21 protein-coding genes are annotated in these 17,507 nt (G+C 72.1%); 7 read left to right on the top strand and 14 right to left on the bottom strand.

Annotated features, from left to right (window positions below; all coding sequences use genetic code 11):
- Window positions 1-142 precede the first annotated feature (142 nt).
- Genes FHP29_RS17560 through FHP29_RS17550 form a run of 3 tightly spaced genes read left to right on the top strand, consistent with a single transcriptional unit; the run spans window position 143 to window position 2,348 of the window.
- Window positions 143-1,330 (top strand): acyl-CoA dehydrogenase family protein, encoded by a 1,188-nt coding sequence (locus FHP29_RS17560; protein ID WP_139624151.1) that lies wholly within the window; start codon window positions 143-145, stop codon window positions 1,328-1,330.
- A gap of 42 nt (window positions 1,331-1,372) precedes the next feature.
- Entirely contained in the window at window positions 1,373-1,855 is a 483-nt protein-coding gene (locus FHP29_RS17555; RefSeq protein WP_158296619.1) for a DUF2505 domain-containing protein, read from the top strand.
- A 25-nt stretch (window positions 1,856-1,880) separates the two neighbouring features.
- Window positions 1,881-2,348, top strand: coding sequence for a DUF2505 domain-containing protein (locus tag FHP29_RS17550; RefSeq protein ID WP_158296618.1), 468 nt, complete (start codon window positions 1,881-1,883; stop codon window positions 2,346-2,348).
- Here FHP29_RS17550 and FHP29_RS21840 read toward each other — a convergent pair.
- On the bottom strand, window positions 2,345-2,497 hold the full coding sequence (locus FHP29_RS21840) for a hypothetical protein (RefSeq protein WP_158296617.1): 153 nt from the start codon (window positions 2,495-2,497) through the stop codon (window positions 2,345-2,347). The two genes, FHP29_RS17550 and FHP29_RS21840, sit on opposite strands and share 4 nt — an antisense overlap.
- A gap of 23 nt (window positions 2,498-2,520) precedes the next feature.
- Window positions 2,521-3,984, bottom strand: coding sequence for a wax ester/triacylglycerol synthase family O-acyltransferase (locus tag FHP29_RS17545; RefSeq protein WP_240044572.1), 1,464 nt, complete (start codon window positions 3,982-3,984; stop codon window positions 2,521-2,523).
- 151 nt (window positions 3,985-4,135) lie between these two features.
- On the opposite strand from FHP29_RS17545, the gene FHP29_RS17540 reads away from it, so the two are divergent.
- A complete protein-coding gene (locus tag FHP29_RS17540; protein WP_139624147.1) occupies window positions 4,136-4,504 on the top strand; it encodes a hypothetical protein in 369 nt (122 codons plus the stop codon).
- Window positions 4,501-5,835, top strand: coding sequence for a hypothetical protein (locus tag FHP29_RS17535; protein ID WP_139624146.1), 1,335 nt, complete (start codon window positions 4,501-4,503; stop codon window positions 5,833-5,835). The genes FHP29_RS17540 and FHP29_RS17535 overlap by 4 nt, the downstream gene beginning before the upstream one ends.
- Before the next feature lie 36 nt (window positions 5,836-5,871).
- Here FHP29_RS17535 and FHP29_RS17530 read toward each other — a convergent pair whose 3' ends face one another.
- Both FHP29_RS17530 and FHP29_RS17525 read right to left on the bottom strand, forming a co-directional pair.
- On the bottom strand, window positions 5,872-7,092 hold the full coding sequence (locus FHP29_RS17530) for a CpaE/TadZ family protein (RefSeq protein ID WP_158296616.1): 1,221 nt from the start codon (window positions 7,090-7,092) through the stop codon (window positions 5,872-5,874).
- A gap of 16 nt (window positions 7,093-7,108) precedes the next feature.
- Entirely contained in the window at window positions 7,109-7,855 is a 747-nt protein-coding gene (locus FHP29_RS17525; RefSeq protein WP_139624144.1) for a hypothetical protein, read from the bottom strand.
- A gap of 101 nt (window positions 7,856-7,956) precedes the next feature.
- Between FHP29_RS17525 and FHP29_RS17520 the strand changes: the two genes are divergently transcribed.
- Window positions 7,957-8,208 carry a helix-turn-helix domain-containing protein gene (locus FHP29_RS17520; protein WP_139624143.1) on the top strand — a complete coding sequence of 84 codons (252 nt, stop codon included), beginning with the start codon at window positions 7,957-7,959 and terminating at the stop codon, window positions 8,206-8,208.
- Window positions 8,209-8,405: 197 nt separating this feature from the next.
- On the opposite strand, the gene FHP29_RS17515 is transcribed toward FHP29_RS17520, so the two are convergent.
- The 4 genes from FHP29_RS17515 to sigE form a co-directional block, all read right to left on the bottom strand.
- Window positions 8,406-8,690, bottom strand: coding sequence for a hypothetical protein (locus FHP29_RS17515; protein WP_139624142.1), 285 nt, complete (start codon window positions 8,688-8,690; stop codon window positions 8,406-8,408).
- Window positions 8,691-8,916: 226 nt separating this feature from the next.
- Window positions 8,917-10,302 carry a S1C family serine protease gene (locus tag FHP29_RS17510; RefSeq protein ID WP_139624141.1) on the bottom strand — a complete coding sequence of 462 codons (1,386 nt, stop codon included), beginning with the start codon at window positions 10,300-10,302 and terminating at the stop codon, window positions 8,917-8,919.
- A gap of 49 nt (window positions 10,303-10,351) precedes the next feature.
- A complete protein-coding gene (locus FHP29_RS17505) occupies window positions 10,352-10,879 on the bottom strand; it encodes an anti-sigma factor family protein (RefSeq protein ID WP_139624140.1) in 528 nt (175 codons plus the stop codon).
- Window positions 10,876-11,487, bottom strand: a complete 612-nt coding sequence (gene sigE / locus FHP29_RS17500; RefSeq protein ID WP_139624139.1) for an RNA polymerase sigma factor SigE — start codon at window positions 11,485-11,487, stop codon at window positions 10,876-10,878. The genes FHP29_RS17505 and sigE overlap by 4 nt, the downstream gene beginning before the upstream one ends.
- Before the next feature lie 197 nt (window positions 11,488-11,684).
- Here sigE and FHP29_RS17495 point away from each other — a divergent pair, with 197 nt between their 5' ends.
- Entirely contained in the window at window positions 11,685-12,341 is a 657-nt protein-coding gene (locus tag FHP29_RS17495; protein ID WP_240044571.1) for an O-methyltransferase, read from the top strand.
- Window positions 12,342-12,348: 7 nt separating this feature from the next.
- Here FHP29_RS17495 and FHP29_RS17490 read toward each other — a convergent pair whose 3' ends face one another.
- The 6 genes from FHP29_RS17490 to FHP29_RS22885 form a co-directional block, all read right to left on the bottom strand.
- A complete protein-coding gene (locus tag FHP29_RS17490) occupies window positions 12,349-13,944 on the bottom strand; it encodes a leucyl aminopeptidase family protein (RefSeq protein ID WP_139624138.1) in 1,596 nt (531 codons plus the stop codon).
- Window positions 13,941-14,108, bottom strand: coding sequence for a DUF3117 domain-containing protein (locus FHP29_RS17485; protein WP_139624137.1), 168 nt, complete (start codon window positions 14,106-14,108; stop codon window positions 13,941-13,943). Before FHP29_RS17485 ends, FHP29_RS17490 begins: the two co-directional genes overlap by 4 nt.
- A 171-nt stretch (window positions 14,109-14,279) precedes the next feature.
- Entirely contained in the window at window positions 14,280-14,963 is a 684-nt protein-coding gene (locus tag FHP29_RS17480; protein WP_240044570.1) for a DUF6278 family protein, read from the bottom strand.
- A gap of 6 nt (window positions 14,964-14,969) precedes the next feature.
- Window positions 14,970-15,698, bottom strand: a complete 729-nt coding sequence (locus FHP29_RS17475) for an LOG family protein (protein WP_139624136.1) — start codon at window positions 15,696-15,698, stop codon at window positions 14,970-14,972.
- A complete protein-coding gene (gene dapE, locus FHP29_RS17470) occupies window positions 15,695-16,798 on the bottom strand; it encodes a succinyl-diaminopimelate desuccinylase (RefSeq protein ID WP_139624135.1) in 1,104 nt (367 codons plus the stop codon). The genes FHP29_RS17475 and dapE overlap by 4 nt, the downstream gene beginning before the upstream one ends.
- Before the next feature lie 118 nt (window positions 16,799-16,916).
- Window positions 16,917-17,507 (bottom strand): DUF5915 domain-containing protein (locus FHP29_RS22885; RefSeq protein ID WP_240044569.1); only part of this gene is annotated, 591 nt, incomplete at its 5' end.

The raw sequence follows: 17,507 nt of genomic DNA, 5'->3' as shown, positions 1-17,507 counted from the left end.
CCTCGGCCGGACGCCCCACAACACGCGGGGCCCACGCGGTGTCTCGTATGCGATACAAGGCCCGGCCGTCCGGGAGGGACGGGTGCGGGTAGCCTCCGATCGTGACGTTCACCGTCGACCGGCTGACGCAAGGAGAAGGACCATGACCAACCCCGTTGCCGCCCCCCTCGACCTCGCCGGCATCGACGACCTGCTGAGCGATGACGAGAAGGCGGTGCGCGCCTCGGTCCGCCAGCTGTGCGCCGAGCGGGTCGACCCGTACGTCGCCGACTGGTTCGAGCGCGGCACCATCGACGACATCCGGGGCCTGGCCAAGGAGCTCGGCTCGCTGGGCCTGTTGGGCATGCACCTGGAGGGCTACGGCTGCGCCGGCATGTCCGCGACCGACTACGGCCTGGCCTGCCTCGAGCTCGAAGCGTCCGACTCGGGCATCCGCTCCCTGGTCAGCGTGCAGGGCTCGCTGGCCATGTTCGCGATCTGGCGCTGGGGATCGGAGGAGCACAGGACCGAGTGGCTGCCCCGGATGGCCGCCGGTGAGGCGATCGGCTGCTTCGGCCTGACCGAGCCCGACGCGGGCTCCGACCCCGCCAGCATGCGCACTCGCGCGCGACGGACCAGCGGCGACGGCTCGGACTGGGGCCTCGACGGCCGGAAGATGTGGATCACGAATTCCTCGGTCGCCGACGTGGCCGTGGTGTGGGCCCAGACCGACGAGGGCGTGCGCGGCTTCGTCGTACCGACCGACACTCCGGGGTTCTCCGCTCCGGAGATCAAGCACAAGCAGTCGCTGCGGGCGTCGGTGACCGGTGAGATCGTCCTCGACGGCGTCCGGCTGCCCGACTCGGCCGCGTTCCCGGAGGTTCGTGGCCTGAAGGGGCCGCTGTCGTGTCTCAACGAGGCCCGCTACGGCATCGTGTGGGGCGCGATGGGCGCGGCCCGCTCCTCGCTGCAGGCGGCGCTGGACTACGCCAACCAGCGGATCCAGTTCGGCAAGCCGATCTCGGCCTTCCAGCTCACCCAGCAGAAGCTCGTCGACATGAATCTGGAGTACACCAAGGGACTCCTGCTCGCGCTGCACCTCGGGCGACGCAAGGACGCCGGCACGCTGCGTCCCGAGCAGGTCAGCCTGGGCAAGCTCAACAACGTGCGCGAGGCGATCGAGATCTGCCGCACCGCCCGCACCATCCTCGGCGCCAACGGCATCTCGCTGGAGTACCCCGTGATCCGGCACGCCAACAACCTCGAGTCCGTGCTCACCTACGAGGGCACCGTCGAGATGCACACCCTGGTCCTGGGCCAGGCGATGACCGGTCACGCGGCCTTCCGGTGACGCCCTGACGCCGGCCCCTCGTCGTACGCCATGATGCGTCGTATGCGATACAGCCGAGAGCTCGCCTACGACGCCGCCCCCGAGGAGGTGTTCGCGATGCTCGCGGACCCGGCCTACCGCAAGAAGGTCGGCGCCGCGCAGGGCGTCGTCTCGATCGAGGTCGACCTCACCCCCTCCGGCGCCGGCTTCACGTTGGTCAGCGATCAGGTGCAGGACACCGCGGGCCTGCCCGCGATCGCCAAGAAGATCGCGGGCGACACCACGCGCGCGGTGGTTCGCGAGGAGTGGGCCGACCCGACGTCCGGGACGATCGAGATCACCGCGCCGGGCAAGCCCACCAAGGCGACCGGCACCGTCCGACTCGCCCCCTCGGGGTCAGGGACGACCTACGTCCAGGAGCTCGACGTGGTGGTCAAGGTGCCCCTGATCGCTGGCAAGCTGGAACGACTGATGGCCGACAACATCGACGCGGGGCTCACCGCCGAGCACACGGTGGGCGTGGCCTGGCTGAAGGGAGAGCGCTGACATGGCGACGCGACTGGTTCACAAGATGACCTACGAGGCCTCCGCGATCGAGGTCGCGGGAATGCTCTCGGATCCGGTGTTCCGCGAGACCGTGTGCCGCAACCAGCGCGCCACGTCGTACACCGTGGAGATCGAGGGCAACGTCGACGCGAAGGCGGTGCGCATCGAGATGGCCCAGCCGACCGACCGCGTGCCTGCCTTCGCCAAGAAGATCGTCGGCGACAGCACCACGATCGTGCAGACCGAGACCTGGTCGAGTCCGCTGCGCGCGACCGTGACCATCGTCATCCCCGGCAAGCCCGGCGACATCCAGGGCACCGTCACCCTGGTCGAGGTCGACGGCGTCACCACGGAGACCGTGGACCTGGAGATCAAGGTCAAGATCCCGCTGGTCGCCGCCAAGATCGAGGAGCTCCTCGCCAAGCTGCTCGGCAGCGCCATGCGGGCCGAGGAGCGCACCGGCAAGGAGTGGCTCGGCAGCGAGTCCCGCTAGCTCCGATCTTCGGGCTCCTCCGGCTCGCCGGCCTCGGCGCGACGGCGTACCGCGATCACGATCCCCAGCACCAGGAACGGCCCGAACGCGAGCACGATCGTGGCGATCTGCTCGACGGGGTGCAGTGCACCGAGATGAAGCGGGATCACCGCACCATCGTCCCACCCAGGGCTCAGGTGTCCTTCGCTGACCCCTTCGGGCCACGTGCGGTACGACGGCCGCGGGGCGCGCGCTGGCGGCTGGCCGAGGACAGGTCGATCAGCTCGTCGAGAGCCTCGCGCAGGCAGGCGCCGAGCAGGTCGGCGTCGGGGATCCAGTCGCGGTCGGCGGTGATGCCGTAGTAGACCCCGCCGTCGTAGGACGTCACGCCGATCGCCAGCGGGTGGTCGGGGGTCAGCGGCGGGACGGGATAGCTGGCCAGCATCCGCGCGCCCGCGGCATAGAGCGGGGCCTGCGGGCCGGGGACGTTGGTGACCGAGATCTGGTAGCCGCGGCGCAGCTCCACCGAGGCGACCCGCGAGCCGATCGCATGGAAGGTGGTCGGCGCGAAGCCCGCGATCCCGGCGAGCCGGTTGGCGGCGACGCTGCGGCCGGTGTCCTTGTGGGCCTGGAACGAGTACGAGACCTGGTGCAGCCGCACGACCGGGCTCGGCTCCCCCACCGGCAGGTCGACGAAGTGGGCCGCGATCTGGGTGCCGAGGGAGGTCGCCTCCAGCTCCTCGTCGATGACGGAGACGGGGACGACGGCACGCACCTGGCGCAGCCCGCCCATGGACTCGGCGCGGGTCATCAGCCAGGAGCGCAGCGCACCGGTGACCGTGGCGAGGATGACGTCGTTGACCGTGCCGCCGTGGGCCTCGCGGACCCTGCGGTAGTCGGCGAGACGGGTCTCGACCGTGACCACCCGGCGCTGCTGGGAGAGCGGCCCCGTGATCACACTGCCGGTCCGGGGGCGGCGGCCGGTCGCGGCCGCGAGGAACGCTCGCGCCCGCTCGCTGCGCCGGTCTGCCGTGCGGGCCAGGGCGCGCGAGCCGGTGCGGACGGTGTCGAGGAGCTCACCGGGGTCGGTGAGGTTGTCGCGCACCGCGTCGGCGAGCAGGTGGGCCGGGTTGGGCGGGCGCCGCGGGCTCCAGTCGTCGGGCTCGAGGGCCCGGGCCGCGGGCTGGAGGTCGAGCAGCAGCTGGCCCAGGTCGACCGTGTGGACGCCGTCGACCAGCGCCTGGTGGGTCTTGGACAGCAGCGCGACCCGGCCGCCCTCGAGCCCCTCGACGAAGTAGATCTCCCACAGCGGACGGCTGCGGTCCAGCGGGCGGGACACGATCCGGGAGACCAGCTCGAGGAGCTGGGCCGAGGTTCCGGGGCGGGGCAGCGCGGAGCGTCGTACGTGGAAGCCGAGGTCGAACTTCTCGTCGTCGACCCAGACCGGGTTGGCGAGATGTCCGGGGACGCCCTGCAGACGCTGGCGGTAGCGGGGCACGAACGCGATCCGGTCGCGGATGAGCTCGACGAGGCCGGCATGGTCGAAGGCGTCGGGTCCCTCGCCGGGATCGAAGATCTCGATGGTCGCATTGTGCTGCGGCGTCTGCGGCGACTCCTGCTCGAGGAACGTCAGATCGCGCGGACGCACCCGATCCACCACGTGTTCTCCCGCCTCTGCACGGATCCCGGATCATCGGCGACCGGCCCCATCCGGTCGTCTTGGGATCACATGAGATTCTGGCAGACGACATCGACCATCCGTGGATCCGTCCACCGATGTTCGGGGGTGATCTGCAACAGGAGGCATCATGCAGCGGCTGCGCATGCTCGGCGCGGCGCTCGCCGGGATCATGCTCCTCGGGACCGCCAGCGCGTGCGGGAGCGACGACCATGGCGACAAGGCGGGCACGGACGAGACGATCGTCGTGGACATCACGGTCGAGGGCGGCGAGATCACGCCCAAGGGCGACCGGGTGAAGGTGGCCGCCGGCCAGCCGATCGACATCGTCGTCGACGCCGACGCCGCGGGGTCCCTGCACATCCACTCCGACCCGGAGCAGGAGCTGTCCTACGAGCAGGGGACCACGACCATCCCCATCACGATCGACCGCCCCGGCGTGATCGAGGTGGAGTCGCACGAGCCGCCCCAGGTCATCGTGCAGCTCGAAGTCCGGTGACGCCCCTCTCCGGCACCGTCGAGGCCCACGGCATCGGCGGGCAGGCCGACCTGCCGATCTCCCTCGAGCTCGCCGTGTCCGGCGCGGTCGCCGCGCTGGTCGTCTCCTTCACCGTCCTGGTCGTGGCCTGGCGACGTCCGCGGTACGACGGCGGCGCGCATCCCGGACGTCCCGCACCCGCCTGGCTCGACGCGGTCACCGGCTCCGCGGCGTTCCGGATCGGGCTTCGGGTCGCGGGCATGATCCTCGCCCTCTACACCGTCCTCGCTGCTGTGCTCGGCGAGAACAGCCTGACCAACCCGTTCTTCGGCATCTTCTACGTGTGGTGGTGGGTGGGCCTGGTGTTCGCCTCCGCCCTGCTCGGCCCGGTCTGGCGTGCGATCAGCCCGGTCCGCACCGTCAACGCCGCCATCGCGCGACTCGCGGGGGGCGATCCCGCCGAGGGCCTGCTCCGCTATCCCGACCGGCTCGGGCTCTGGCCGGCGGCGCTCGGCCTCTTCGCCTTTGTCTGGCTGGAGCTGGCCTCCACCCATCCCACCGAGCTGGGCTCGGTGCGCCTGTGGTGTGCGGTCTACGTCGGCGCGATGCTCATCGGAGGCGCCGTGTTCGGCAACCGCTTCTACGAGCGCGCCGACCCGTTCGAGGTCTACTCCTCGCTCATCGCCCGACTCTCGCCGTGGGCGCGGGTCGACGGTCGGCTGATGGTGCGCAGCCCGTTGGCGAACCTCGCGACCATCCCGCCTTCACCCGGCCTGGTCGGCGTGGTCGCGGTCCTCTTCGGCAGCACCGCCTTCGACTCGTTCGCCGAGTCGTCCTTCTGGGTCCGGACCTACCAGAACGCCTCGGTCAGCAAGTTCCTGCTCGACAACGTGGCGCTGCTGGTCTTCTGCCTGGCCGCCGGCCTGCTGTTCGGCATCGGCAGCGCCCTGACGCCGTCGCGCGCGGGTGTGCCGCGACGCGAGCTGCCACGCCACTACGCCCACTCGATCGTGCCGATCGTGCTCGGCTACATCGTGGCGCACTACCTGACCCTCTTCATCGACGTCGGCCCCCAGACCCTCGCGCGGGCGAGCGACCCGCTCGGCAAGGGCTGGGACATGCTCGGCACGGCGTCGGTGGAGCCGTCGTACTGGTTCTCCTACCACCCCGAGATCCTCGCCACCGTGAAGGTGCTGGCCGTCGTGATCGGCCACGTCGTCGCGGCCGTCGCCGCCCACGACCGCGCGCTGAGCCTGCTGCCCAAGCGCGACCAGGTCACCGGCCAGCTGCCGCTGCTGGCGGTGATGGTCGGCTTCACGGCGGGCGGGCTGTTCCTGCTGTTCAGCTCCTGACCGGCTCGTCGCGCTGGGCGGCGTGGCCCTGCGCCCCTAGGCCGGCGCGCCTGCCATCGCGTCGAGCAGTCGCGCGATCCCCCGGGTCAGGGCCGACTCGCCGGACTCCACCAGCAGCCGGCCGGCGACCAGGGCCCGGTCGACGGCCGCCTGGTCGTCGGGGAGGAAGTGCACGTCGAGGTGGGGCCCGAAGCCGGCGAGCATCGTGACGACGTCGGCCTCGCGCCAGCCGAGGGTCGGCCGCATCCGGTTGACGACCAGACGCACCCGCGGATCGGGCACGTGCTCGTGCAGGTCGGTCAGCGCGCGGGCCAGCCGGGCGAGACCGACCGGGTCGGCGGAGCCGACGAGAACGATCTCGTCCGCCACCTCCACGGCCTCCCGGGTCAGCCCGTTGCGCTCGGGCCGGCCCAGCACCTCGCCGATGTCGGGCTCGAGACTGAAGCCGGTGTCGAGGACGACCTGGCCGTCGAGCCGGGCACGCTCCACGATCTCGGTCAGCGTCCCGGGACGCAGCTCCACCCAGCGGTCGGGCCGCGGCAGGCCGGTCAGCACCCGCAGCTGGTCGGAGAGCCGCCGCTGGACCGTCGCGAACCGCTCGTCGAGGGTGCCGGCGCCGGCCAGGCGCGCCGCCGAGAGCAGGCCGGAGACCTCGTCGAGGACCCCGAGCTGCTGGGCGACCGCGCCACCGTGCGGATCGGCGTCGACGAGGAGGGTCGTCAACCCGCGCCGCGCCAGCTCGCCCGCCAGGCCGCTCGCCAGCGTGGTGCGACCCGGCGCTCCCCCGGGGCCCCACACCGCCAGCACCCGGCCAGCGGGGCGCTCGGCCCGCTCGGTCGGCGGCGCGGTCGGCGGCCCGGACTGCGCGGACGCCTGCGGGGCGTCGTACGACGGCGCGGGCAAGGTGGGATCGGCGGGCAGCCCCGTGACGAGCTCGGCCAGCTCGGCCGAGCGGTCGGCGGCGAGGACCGTCACGATCCCGATCCGCGCCGCGCGCGGCGCCGTGAGCTCGGGCTCGGCCGCGACGCCGACCACGCGGACACCGTGCTGGAGCAGCTCGTCGACGACGACGTGGTCGAGTCCGGCCAGGTCGGTGGCGACCACCGCGACGTCGGCCTGGCCGGTGCGGGCGGCGGCGAGCAGGTCCGCCACGTCGACGCACCTCTTCAGCAGGACCGTGCCGGGATGGTCGTTGAGCGCGGTCAGCGCGCGCGACTCCCAGGGCGCGCCGGAGGAGACCAGCAGGACGACGCTCACGCCGGCCATCGGGTCCTCACGATCGCTGCAGGATCCGGATGACCGGCTCCTGCAGAGCGCCGAGGAGCTGCTCGAACTCCGCCGCCCGCTCGTCGTCGACCGCCACGACCAGTTGGCGCGCGCCGGTGACCGCGAAGGTGTCGTCGTAGGCCGGCGCGGCGACGACGGTGACACCGCTGAGCGCCGGGCCGGCGTCCTGGCCGGCGTCCTGGCCGGCGTCCTGGTCGGCGTCCTGGTCGGCGTCCTGGTCCGCGCCCGCCTTGCCCGCCTCGGCCGGGGCGGCGTCGGGGCTCGAGCCGTCGGTGACCCACACGTCGACCACCGATCCGGCGGCCACGTCGGGCGGCACCCGGTTGGGGTCCACCTCGAGCGGCACCCGCAGCACCGCCTCCTCGTCGGCGGGTCCGACGGCCGAGCGGGCCAGCAGCTCCCCCTCGCCGACCGCACGGACCAGGACCAGCTCGTCCGGAACGGGCTCGTCGGCGCTGAAGTAGCGCTCCATCGCGGCCTCGTCGGCGAACCGCACGCGCTGGGCGACCAGATCGCCGACCGCGACCGGGCTGCCGGCGCCGCGCTCCCCCGACATCGCCCACACGCTCACCGTGTCGTCGGCGGCCGCGAGGAGTCGTGCGCCGGCGACGACCGAGCCGGTGACGAGCAGGACACCGAACCATAGCCGCGGATCACGCCAGGCCGGACGCGCCACCCGATGGGCGAGCGGCGGGGCAGGCGTGCCGGTCGAGTTCCCGAGATCCCTGGACACGGGGTCATCATGCAGGTCGGCCGCACCCCCGTCACCTGTTCGTCCACAGGGTCGCCGTGCCTCGTGCTGCATCGGTCGACCCCGGGTGCGACGATGGGGCCATGCCCGACAGTCCTGGCAGCCCCGGCAGCCCGCGGTTCCTGACGCTCACCGACGTCGCCGAGGTCCTCAACACCTCGAGCGCGCAGGTCTACGCGCTGGTCCGCCGCGGCGAGCTGCCGGCCATCAAGATAGGCGGCCGCGGGCAGTGGCGGGTCGAGGGCAGCCGGCTGGAGGAGTACATCAAGCAGCAGTACCGCCAGACCGAGCAGTACGTCGCCGAGCACCCGTTCGTGGAGTCCGAGGTCGACTGACGCTGACGCGTGCTCCATCCGTGAGCGCGCCCCAGTTCCTGGGCACCACAGGTAGATCCTGGAGCGAGAGCGCCGCAGGGCGATGCATGACTCCCTCGCCCTGCGCTAGCTCGACGGGCCATGCCTCAGACCGCAAACGGCACTCGCCGCCAGCGCTCACGCGATGTCGCTCGAAGCCAAGCGCCAACGGGGCTGGTTCAGGCAATGGCAGGACAACCTTTGTCGGTGCACACTGCATAACCCGATGAGGTCAGGTTGTAATCGTTTGTCTCCGCGTTGTAGGTGTAATGCGCCCAAGCGACGCTATTCGGAGCGCCACCGGCGATGAACTCGGGCAACTCATAGTCGCAGGCGTGCCAAGTATTGGCACCGTGCGAGTTCCGACAGACACCGGATTCGCCTGACCTCGCCGACCAGGACACCACTGCGGAACGACCGTCCACTTCGGTGTCTCGTACCCAAAAGTTGTCGCTGTCCTGCACGAAGCAAGACTTCACCCAGTTGTCGTCTCCGGTGCATACCGCGTCGCTGGGTGGCGTGCCCGTGTGCGCGCCGGCCACCCCAACGAAGTGGACCGAGAACCCAAGGACTGAGAGGGTCAGAATCAACAGTCGACGTACAACCATGTCTAATCCCAAGAACAACCGGACCCCAGTGTCCGATGGGGGACGACGCTACACCCTCTAGGCGGGCACGTGGAGCCCGAATCTACCCAGTCTTGGCCGCGAGGATGAGTGCGACAGAAATAGACTTCCCATCTCGAATGATCTCGAGTTCGATCCTGTCGCCGGGCCGATGTGTTCGGATGGAAACAATGAGACTCAGCTCGTCTGAGACCCTGTTCCCTTCGATCTTGACCACGGTATCGCGTGCTTTAAGGCCAGCGTCCTCAGCGGGACTATCGGGCTCGATCGACTCGATCGTGGCGCCGTCGCCGCTGTGACTCAGATCGACGACCAGATTCGCGCCGATGACGGGGTATTGCGCCTTGCCGGTCTTGAGGATCTGGTCGGCCGTGACTTGGACCTGCTCGACGGGGATCGCGAAGCCCACCCCGATGTTGCCGGCCTCGGAGTCGACCGACCCGCCGCCGGCGGTGGCGATGGCGGAGTTGACGCCGATCACCTCGCCCTTCTGGTTGACCAGCGGGCCGCCGGAGTTGCCGGGGTTGATCGCGGCGTCGGTCTGGATCGCGTCAATCCATGACTCCGAGCCATCTGCTCCCGTTCGAACGGGGCGGTGGAGATAGCTGACGATGCCGGAGGTGACCGTGTCGGGCAGGCTGAGCGGCGAGCCGATGGCGACGACCGGCTCACCGACCTGGAGTCGGGTCGCGGACCCCATCTTGGCCGGCTTCAGCTTGTCGTGCTTCTTGACGTAGAGCACGGCGAGGTCGTAGATCGGGCTGCGGCCGACCACCTCGGCGTCGTACCGGTTGCGGTCGTGGTCGACCACGACGATCGGCCCGTTGTCCTTGGCGGCCTCGGCGACGACGTGGTTGTTGGTCACGATGTGGCCGTCGCCGTCGAGCACCCAGCCGGATCCGCTGGCGCCGGCAGCCTCGCCGCCGTACTCGGCGATGATCTGGACGGTGCTCGGGAGCACGGCCTGGGCGACCTCGGCGACCGAGCCGGGGGCGGCGAGGGGCGCCTGGTCCTCGAGGTCGACGCCGGCGAGCCCGTCGCCGGAGTAGCCCGGTCCGGCCGGCGAGTCGTCGGAGAGCCGGTCGTAGGCGAGGGCGCCGAGCAGGCCCCCGCCCATGCCCACGACGAGCGCGACCGCGGCGACGACCGGGAGGACCCAGCCGGCGAGCCGACCGGTGCCGGGCTCGCTCTTCGGAGCCGGCCTGCGCACGGCGAGGTCGGCCGGCGGCGGGACGACGGGCACCGGGCCGGCCGCAGGAGGCGAGAGGGGAGACGGAGCCAGGCCCGGGAGCGGCGTGGTGGGCTCGGGCGCGGCGTCCGACAGCGGCGCTGCGTCGGGCGGCGGAGGGGCCCACTGCGGGTGGACGGGCTCCGGGGCGGGCTCGGACGACGGCACCTCGGGAGCGGCCTGCTCGGTGGGCTCGTGGTCGGGGTCGTGCGCGTCGGTCACAGGACCATCATGGCCGATGGCGCCACACCGTCCGGGCGCGGCAGGTCTCTCAGGGAAGCATCCGGTGCAGCGGCACCGGCACGAGCGTGCCCGGGCTGTCGGAGCCGCTCCGACCGCCCTCGGCCGGTGCGCGGACGGGAGTGCGAGCCGGCTCCGGCGTGCCGATGCTCGTGGACGGAACGGTCGTGTTGATCTGTGATGCCGGGGGGCGACGATCGACCGGCGCCGTCGACCCCGACGCGAAGCCCAGGGCGAGCACGCCGAGCATCGCGGCGCCGATCGCGCCTCCGCCGAGCATCACCGCGCCCGTCGTACGACGGTGCGCGGGGTGCGGCTCGCTCGAGGCGAGCAGGGCCTCGCCCGGCGGCATGCTGAGCAGGGAGCCCTTGAGATCGGACGGCGCACCGCGCTCGGCGCCGCACAGCCCGGCCAGCCGGGTCTTCACCCAGCCTTCGCGCTCGACGAGATCGCGACACGCGTGGCAGGAGTAGACGTGCGTCCACGCCTCCTCGGTCTCCCGAGCGGAGAGTTGTCCGTCGAGCAGCGCGCTGACCCGGTTGCCGAGGTGGCCGATCACGTCGAAACTCCCCTGCCGACGGCCAGAGCCGGTCCGGCGTACCGCGTGCGCCCGGCGGTGGGCGCCCGGTGGGCGAGCGCGGTGCGCAGGAGGGCTCGGCCGCGGTGGATGCGGGAGCGGACCGTGCCGAGCTTCGCGCCGAGGATCTCGGCGATCTCCTCGTAGCTGAGACCCTCGATGTCGCACAGGACCACGGCGGCGCGGAAGTCGGGCGGCAGGGAGCCGAGCGCCGCGGCGACGTCGTCGTCGAAGGTCTGGTCGGCATAGGCGGACTCGGGCGCCGGCGAGGCGCTGGCGAGACGGGCCGCGCGCTCCTCGGACAGGGCGTCGAAGCGGATCCGCTGCCGGCGGCGGGCCTGGTCGAGGAACAGGTTGGTGGTGATCCGGTGGAGCCAGCCCTCGAACGTGCCGGGCGTGTAGGTGTGCAGCGAGCGGAAGACGCGCACGAAGACCTCCTGGGTGAGGTCCTCGGCATCGTGGCGGTTGCCCGTCAGGCGCAGGGCGAGGCGGTAGACGCGGTCGGAGTGCTCCTCGACGATGCGTCCCCAGTCCAGGTCGGACGGCCCCTGACCGTCGGCCTGCGGGTGAGGATCGACGGGCTCCTTCATGCTTGCCTTCTTCCGCTGGATCAGCGCCAAGGTGTCCTGGCTCCTCTCACCGTAGGGACAACTCCTGAGGGTTCCCTGTGAACTCCCCGTCATCGGCCCCAACATTGGGCCGACGAACAGCCAACGAACCGCGACCCACGGGTGTTCCCCGAGTGACGCTCCACGGTCCGGAGGCGCTCAGCATCTAGGGTTGGCTCGTGGCTCCGACACCGATCAACGCGACCAGCTGGACCTTCGCCGACACCTACGTCGCCGAGGACGACGTCCTCGCGGCGGCCAGGACGCGCGCCGCGGAGGTCGGCGTCGCGCCGATCGGCGCCGGCACCGGCGCCACGCTGCGCTTCATCGCCGCGACCCTCGAGGCCCGTGCGGTCGTCGAGATCGGCACCGGCACCGGCGTGTCCGGCGTCTGGCTGCTGCGCGGGATGCGCCCCGACGGCGTGCTGACCACGGTCGACGTCGAGGCCGAGCACCAGCGCCTCGCCAAGGAGTCGTTCAAGGACGCGGGCGTCGCGCCGCAGCGGGTCCGCACGATCGCGGGCTCCGCACTCGACGTCCTCCCCCGGCTGACCGACGGCCACTACGACATCGTCTTCGCCGACGGCGACAAGCGGGAGTACGGCGCCTACCTGGCCGAGGCTCTGCGGCTGCTCCGCCCGGGCGGCGTGGTGGCCTTCGACAACGCGCTGTGGCACGACCGGGTCGCCGACCCGGCCCAGCGCGACGACGAGACCGTCGCGATCCGTGAGCTCGTGCAGCAGGTCGCGGCGACCGACGGCCTGGTCCCGGCGCTGCTGCCCGTCGGCGACGGTCTGCTGGTCGCCAAGAAGGAGTGGGTCCCCGAGGGGGACTAGTCCTCCGCTAGACCGGCTGGTCGCCGATCCCCGCCAAGGGGTCGGCCGAGCCGAGCCAGGACAGCAGGAGACGGGAGCCGAAGCCCGACGGGCCGGCGGTCCACTCGTGCCACTCCTTCTCCACGTCGCCGACCGAGGCGATGTCGAGGTGGGCCCACGGCACGTCGCCGACGAAGGGCTGGAGGAACAGCGCCGCGGTGATGGCGCCCGGACCACCCGGGTCGTTGGCGGCGTCGGCGACCTTGGAGGCCAGCTTGTCCTCGTAGCCGCGGTAGAGCGGGAGGCGCCACACCGGCTCACCGGCGCGGGCCCCGGCGGTGTCGAGAGCCGCGGCGAGTGCGTCGTCGCTGGCGAACAGGCCACCGACCTGCTGCCCCAGCGCCACCTTCACCGCCCCGGTGAGGGTGGCGATGTCGACGACCGCGGCGGGGTCGAGCTCGGCCGTGGCGTAGGCGAGGGCGTCAGCGAGGACCAGGCGGCCCTCGGCGTCGGTGTTGCCGACCTCGGTGGTGCGGCCGCCGTGATGGCGGATGACGTCGCCGGGACGCAGAGCGCGTCCGGAGATGGCGTTCTCGGCAGCCGCGACCAGGCCGATCACGCGGACCGGGCAGTCGACGTCGGCCAGGGCGGCCATCGTCGCGAGGACGACGGCGCCGCCGGTCATGTCCCGCTTCATCGAGCCCATCGAGGCGGCCGGCTTGATGGACAGTCCGCCGGAGTCGAAGGTGATGCCCTTGCCGACCAGGACGACGACAGGCAGCTTCCTCGCGGCGCGGGCCGTGACACCGCCCGGGGTGTAGTCGAGGCGGATGAGGCGCGGTGGCGTCGCGGAGGCCGCGCCGACGGCGAGGATGCCGTTGAAGCCGTCACGGTCGAGGGCGTCCTCGTCCCAGATCCGGACGTCGAGCCCGGCAGCCGCGGCGATCTCCTCGGCCTGCGTGGCGAGCCAGGCCGGGTTCTTCAGGTTCGACGGCACGGTCGCGAGGAGACGGGCGCGCCATCCGGCCCCGCCGAGCGCGACCGCGCGCTCGAGGGCGGAGCGGTCGGTGCCGGCGCCGGCGAGCACGACCCGTCGTACGGGCTGGCGCTCGGGACCGGTCGAGCGCCAGTGGAACACGAACGAGCCGAGCATGGTGCCGGCGACGAACGCCTCGAGCGCGATCGGGTCGTCGGGCGAGGTGTCCTCGGCGACGGCGGCGATGGAGGTGACGACGGCAGCACGGTCACGGGCCGCCTTGGCCATCGCCGCGCCCGCACGGCGCAGGTCGACGGGGCGGGCCGCGCCCACGCCGACGAGCAGGACCAGTCGCAGGGCGGGGTTCGCCGGCGTCCCGTCGGGCACCGGCACCGCCGCGACCTCCGCGCTTTTGCCGGTCAGGCCGTGGACCTCGGCTATGCCGACCAGGTCGAGGCCGAGCTCGTCGGCGAGCTCAGCGGCCCCGGGGCCGAGCAGGACACTGCCGTCGTCGCTCGGCAGGACCGGCAGCGCGACGACGTCGACGCCCTTGATGGCGCCGGGGAGCAGGTCGCTGGCAGCGAATTCGGGCGGTGAGACCTGGGCCGGGAGGACCGGTCGTGAGGCGCGGGACGCCGGAGACGTCACCCGACGACGTTCTTGAGCGCGTCGCCGAGCGCGGCAGCCTCCTCGGCGTTGAGCTCGACCACGAGTCGGCCACCTCCCTCGAGCGGGACGCGCATGACGATGCCGCGACCCTCCTTGGTGACCTCGAGCGGACCGTCGCCGGTCCGAGGCTTCATCGCCGCCATGCGGCACCCCTCTTCCACTACCTCTGCGATCCGCCGGACACCCTGTGCGCCCGACTGTGCGCCAGATCATTATCCCTCATGCCGTTCACCGGGTGCAGCGCACCCGGTGAGGTGCGCCGTCGTCGCCGTCCGCCCGGCTCCGCGACGTCCCGGACGACCCGACCGGCCGGCTCAGCCGGCGCGGCTCTCGGCGGCGAGCGCGGCGTCGAGGAAGAACGCGACGCTGTCGCTCTCGTCGCCGTCGTAGCGCTCCATCGCCTTGCCGACGGGGTTCTCGAACCGACCCGAGGGCATCGCGACGACCGGCAGCTCGCCGAACGCGGCGTGCTGGCACCAGCGGGCTCCGGGCACCGCGCGGACGATGACCTCGCCGAGGTAGGCGCCCGCCGCCCACACGTCGGGCTCGTCCGCCGCGAGCCCGCGCTCGCGCTGGCGTGACCACTGGTCGAGGCTGGACTCCACCTGGTCGACGCTCTCGGTGGAGAAGTCGAGGATGTCCGTGCCGGCGGGGTGATCGGCGGCCCACTTCTCCGCCATCATCCGCACCAGACCCGCCGGAGCGGGCCCCACGCCGGAGGTCTCGGGTACGCCGCGGGGCCGGTCGTCCTCCAGCTCCCGGGCCAGTCGCGAGAGCAGCTCGTCGACCTCCGCCATGCGGTAGCCGCGGACCGCGAGCGAGAAGCGCACCCGCCGCAGGTCGTCGGGGCGCAGCGGGCGACCCGCCGGGACGAGCGCGTCCGGCCGGTCGTCGTACGCCGGCGCCATGGGTGCGCCGCGGCCGGCGGCGAGGAGGGCGACGCCGCCCATGGCGAGCACGATGAGGACGGCGAAGACCCACATCATGGAGTGGGACATGGCGGCTCAGGCGTGCCGGTCGCGGGCCGCGACCATCAGGGCCACGGCCTCGTCGACGTCGTCGGTGAGGGTGAGCATGTCGACGTCGGACTGCTTGATCCGCGCGTCCTCGAGCATGGAGCCCTGCATCCAGTCGATCAGGCCCTGCCAGTGCTCGACGCCCATGAGGACGATCGGGAACTGGGTGATCTTCAGCGTCTGGGCGAGGGTCATCGCCTCGAACAGCTCGTCGAGGGTGCCGAGGCCGCCGGGAAGGACCACGTAGCCCTGGCTGTACTTGACGAACATCATCTTGCGCACGAAGAAGTAGCGGAAGTTGAGGCCGAAGTTGATGTAGTCGTTGAGCTTGGCCTCCCAGGGCAGCTCGATGCCCAGGCCGATGCTGTCGCCGCCGGCCTCGATCGCGCCCTTGTTGGCGGCCTCCATCGCCCCGGGGCCGCCGCCGGTGATGACGGCGAACCCGGCCTTGGCCAGCCCGGCGCCGACGCGCACGCCGATGTCGTACGCCGGATGGCTGGCCGGGATGCGCGCCGAGCCGAAGACGGAGATGGCGGGGCCGAGCTCGGCGAGATCGTTGAAGCCCTCGACGAACTCAGCCTGGATCTTGAGCACCCGCCAGGTGTCGGTGTGGACCCAGCCCCCGTCGCCGCGGCTGTCGAGCAGCCGCTGGTCGGTGGTGGATCCCTCGGGACGGCCCGCGCTGGGGCGGGGTCCGGGTCCGCTGCGCCTGGTCATGCGTCCTCCTCCGTGGGGGTCGGTGTCCGCAGCCATGCGCGCAACTGCTGCTCGCAGCGCACGATCTGCGCGACCTCGACGTGCTCGTCCTGCTTGTGGGCCAGCATCGGGTCGCCGGGGCCGTAGTTGACCGCCGGCACGCCGAGCACGGTGAACCGCGCGACATCGGTCCACCCGAACTTCGGCGCGACCTCTCCCCCGACGGCCTCGATGAACGCCTTCGCGGCGGGCCGGTCGAGTCCCGGCAGCGCCCCCGGCGCGGTGTCGGTGAGGGTGACGTCGAAGCCGTCGAAGACCTCGCGCACGAACGCGAGGGCCTCCTCCTCGGAGCGGTCCGGCGCGAAGCGGAAGTTGACCGTCACCACGCACTCGTCGGGGATGACGTTGCCGGCCACGCCACCGCGGATGCCGACGGCGTTGAGGCCCTCGTGGTACTCCAGCCCGTCGATGACCGGCCGGCGAGCCTCGTAGGCGTTGAGCCGGGCCAACACCTCGGCGGCGCCGTGGATCGCGTTGACCCCGCGCCAGCTGCGGGCGGAGTGGGCCCGCTCGCCCGTCGTACGCACCTCGACGCGCAGGGTGCCCTGGCAGCCGGCCTCGACGCCGGCGTTGGACGGCTCCATGAGGATCGCGAAGTCGGCCTCGAGGAGGTCGGGATCGGACTCCCCGAGCAGCCGCAGCCCGTTGTAGGCCGACTCGATCTCCTCGGCCTCGTAGAGCACGTAGGTCACGTCGTGCACCGGCTCGGTCACCGTGGCCGCCAGCCGGAGGATGACGGCGTCGCCACCCTTCATGTCGCAGGTGCCGAGGCCGTGCAGGATCCCCGTGGTCTCGTCGAGCCGGCTCGGGAGGTTGGCGTTGACCGGCACCGTGTCGAGATGGCCCGCGATCACCACGCGGCTCGGGCGACCGAGGTCGGTGCGCGCGACGACGGTGTGCCCGCGCCGGGTCACGGTGAGGTGGGGCAGCGCACGCAGCGCGACCTCCACCGCGTCGGCGATCTCCTGCTCGTCACGGCTGACCGACTCGATGTCGACCAGTTGGCGGGTGAGGGTGACGACGTCGGTGGTGAGGTCGAGCTGCGTCTTCGGTGCCGGCACGGTGACAGTCAACCAGCCCTGGGTGAGCGCTCCGCCCACCGACGCGGGGGTCGTGTGCCTGAGAACGCGGATATCCCGGTTCTCAGGCACACGACTCCGGCGGAGCCGGGGCTCAGCGTCAGGCCAGCGCGATGGTGAGCGCGGCCTTCTCGCCGTCGCCCACGACGACCTCGGTGGCGCCCGCGGGCGCGTCCTCCGTCACCACGTACGACGTGGCCAGGGTCTCGCCGGCGATCAGCGCCTCGTGGGCACGGGCCGCGGCGAGCACCGGCGCGGCACCGGCGATGGTGAGCTCGATGCGGTCGGTGACCTGGAGGTCGGCGTCGCGCCGCGCCTGCTGGACGGCGCGGACCAGGTCGCGGGCCAGGCCCTCCTCGGCGAGCTCGGGGGTGACGACGGTGTCGAGCACGACGAAGCCACCGCCGGGCAGCATGCCGGTGGCGGTGCCCTCGGCGGCGTCGCCGGCGACCGTCTCGAGCGCGTACTCGCCTTCGACCAGGGCCAGCCCGCCGGCGGTGACGGTGCCGTCGGCGGCGAGCGACCAGTCGCCGGACTTCGAGCCCTTGATCGCGAGCTGGACGTCCTTGCCCAGGCGCGGACCGGCCGCGCGGGCGTTGACGGTCAGCTTCTGCTCGACGCCGAAGCCGGCGGCCTCCTCGGAGTCGGCGGCCACCAGGCGCACCGACTTCACGTTGAGCTCGTCGGCGAT

Origin of the sequence: Nocardioides albidus (genome assembly GCF_006335005.1) — a bacterium.
Classification (GTDB): domain Bacteria; phylum Actinomycetota; class Actinomycetes; order Propionibacteriales; family Nocardioidaceae; genus Nocardioides; species Nocardioides albidus.
Note: the sequence above shows the minus strand (reverse complement) of the source record. Positions and strands in the feature narration are given on the sequence as shown.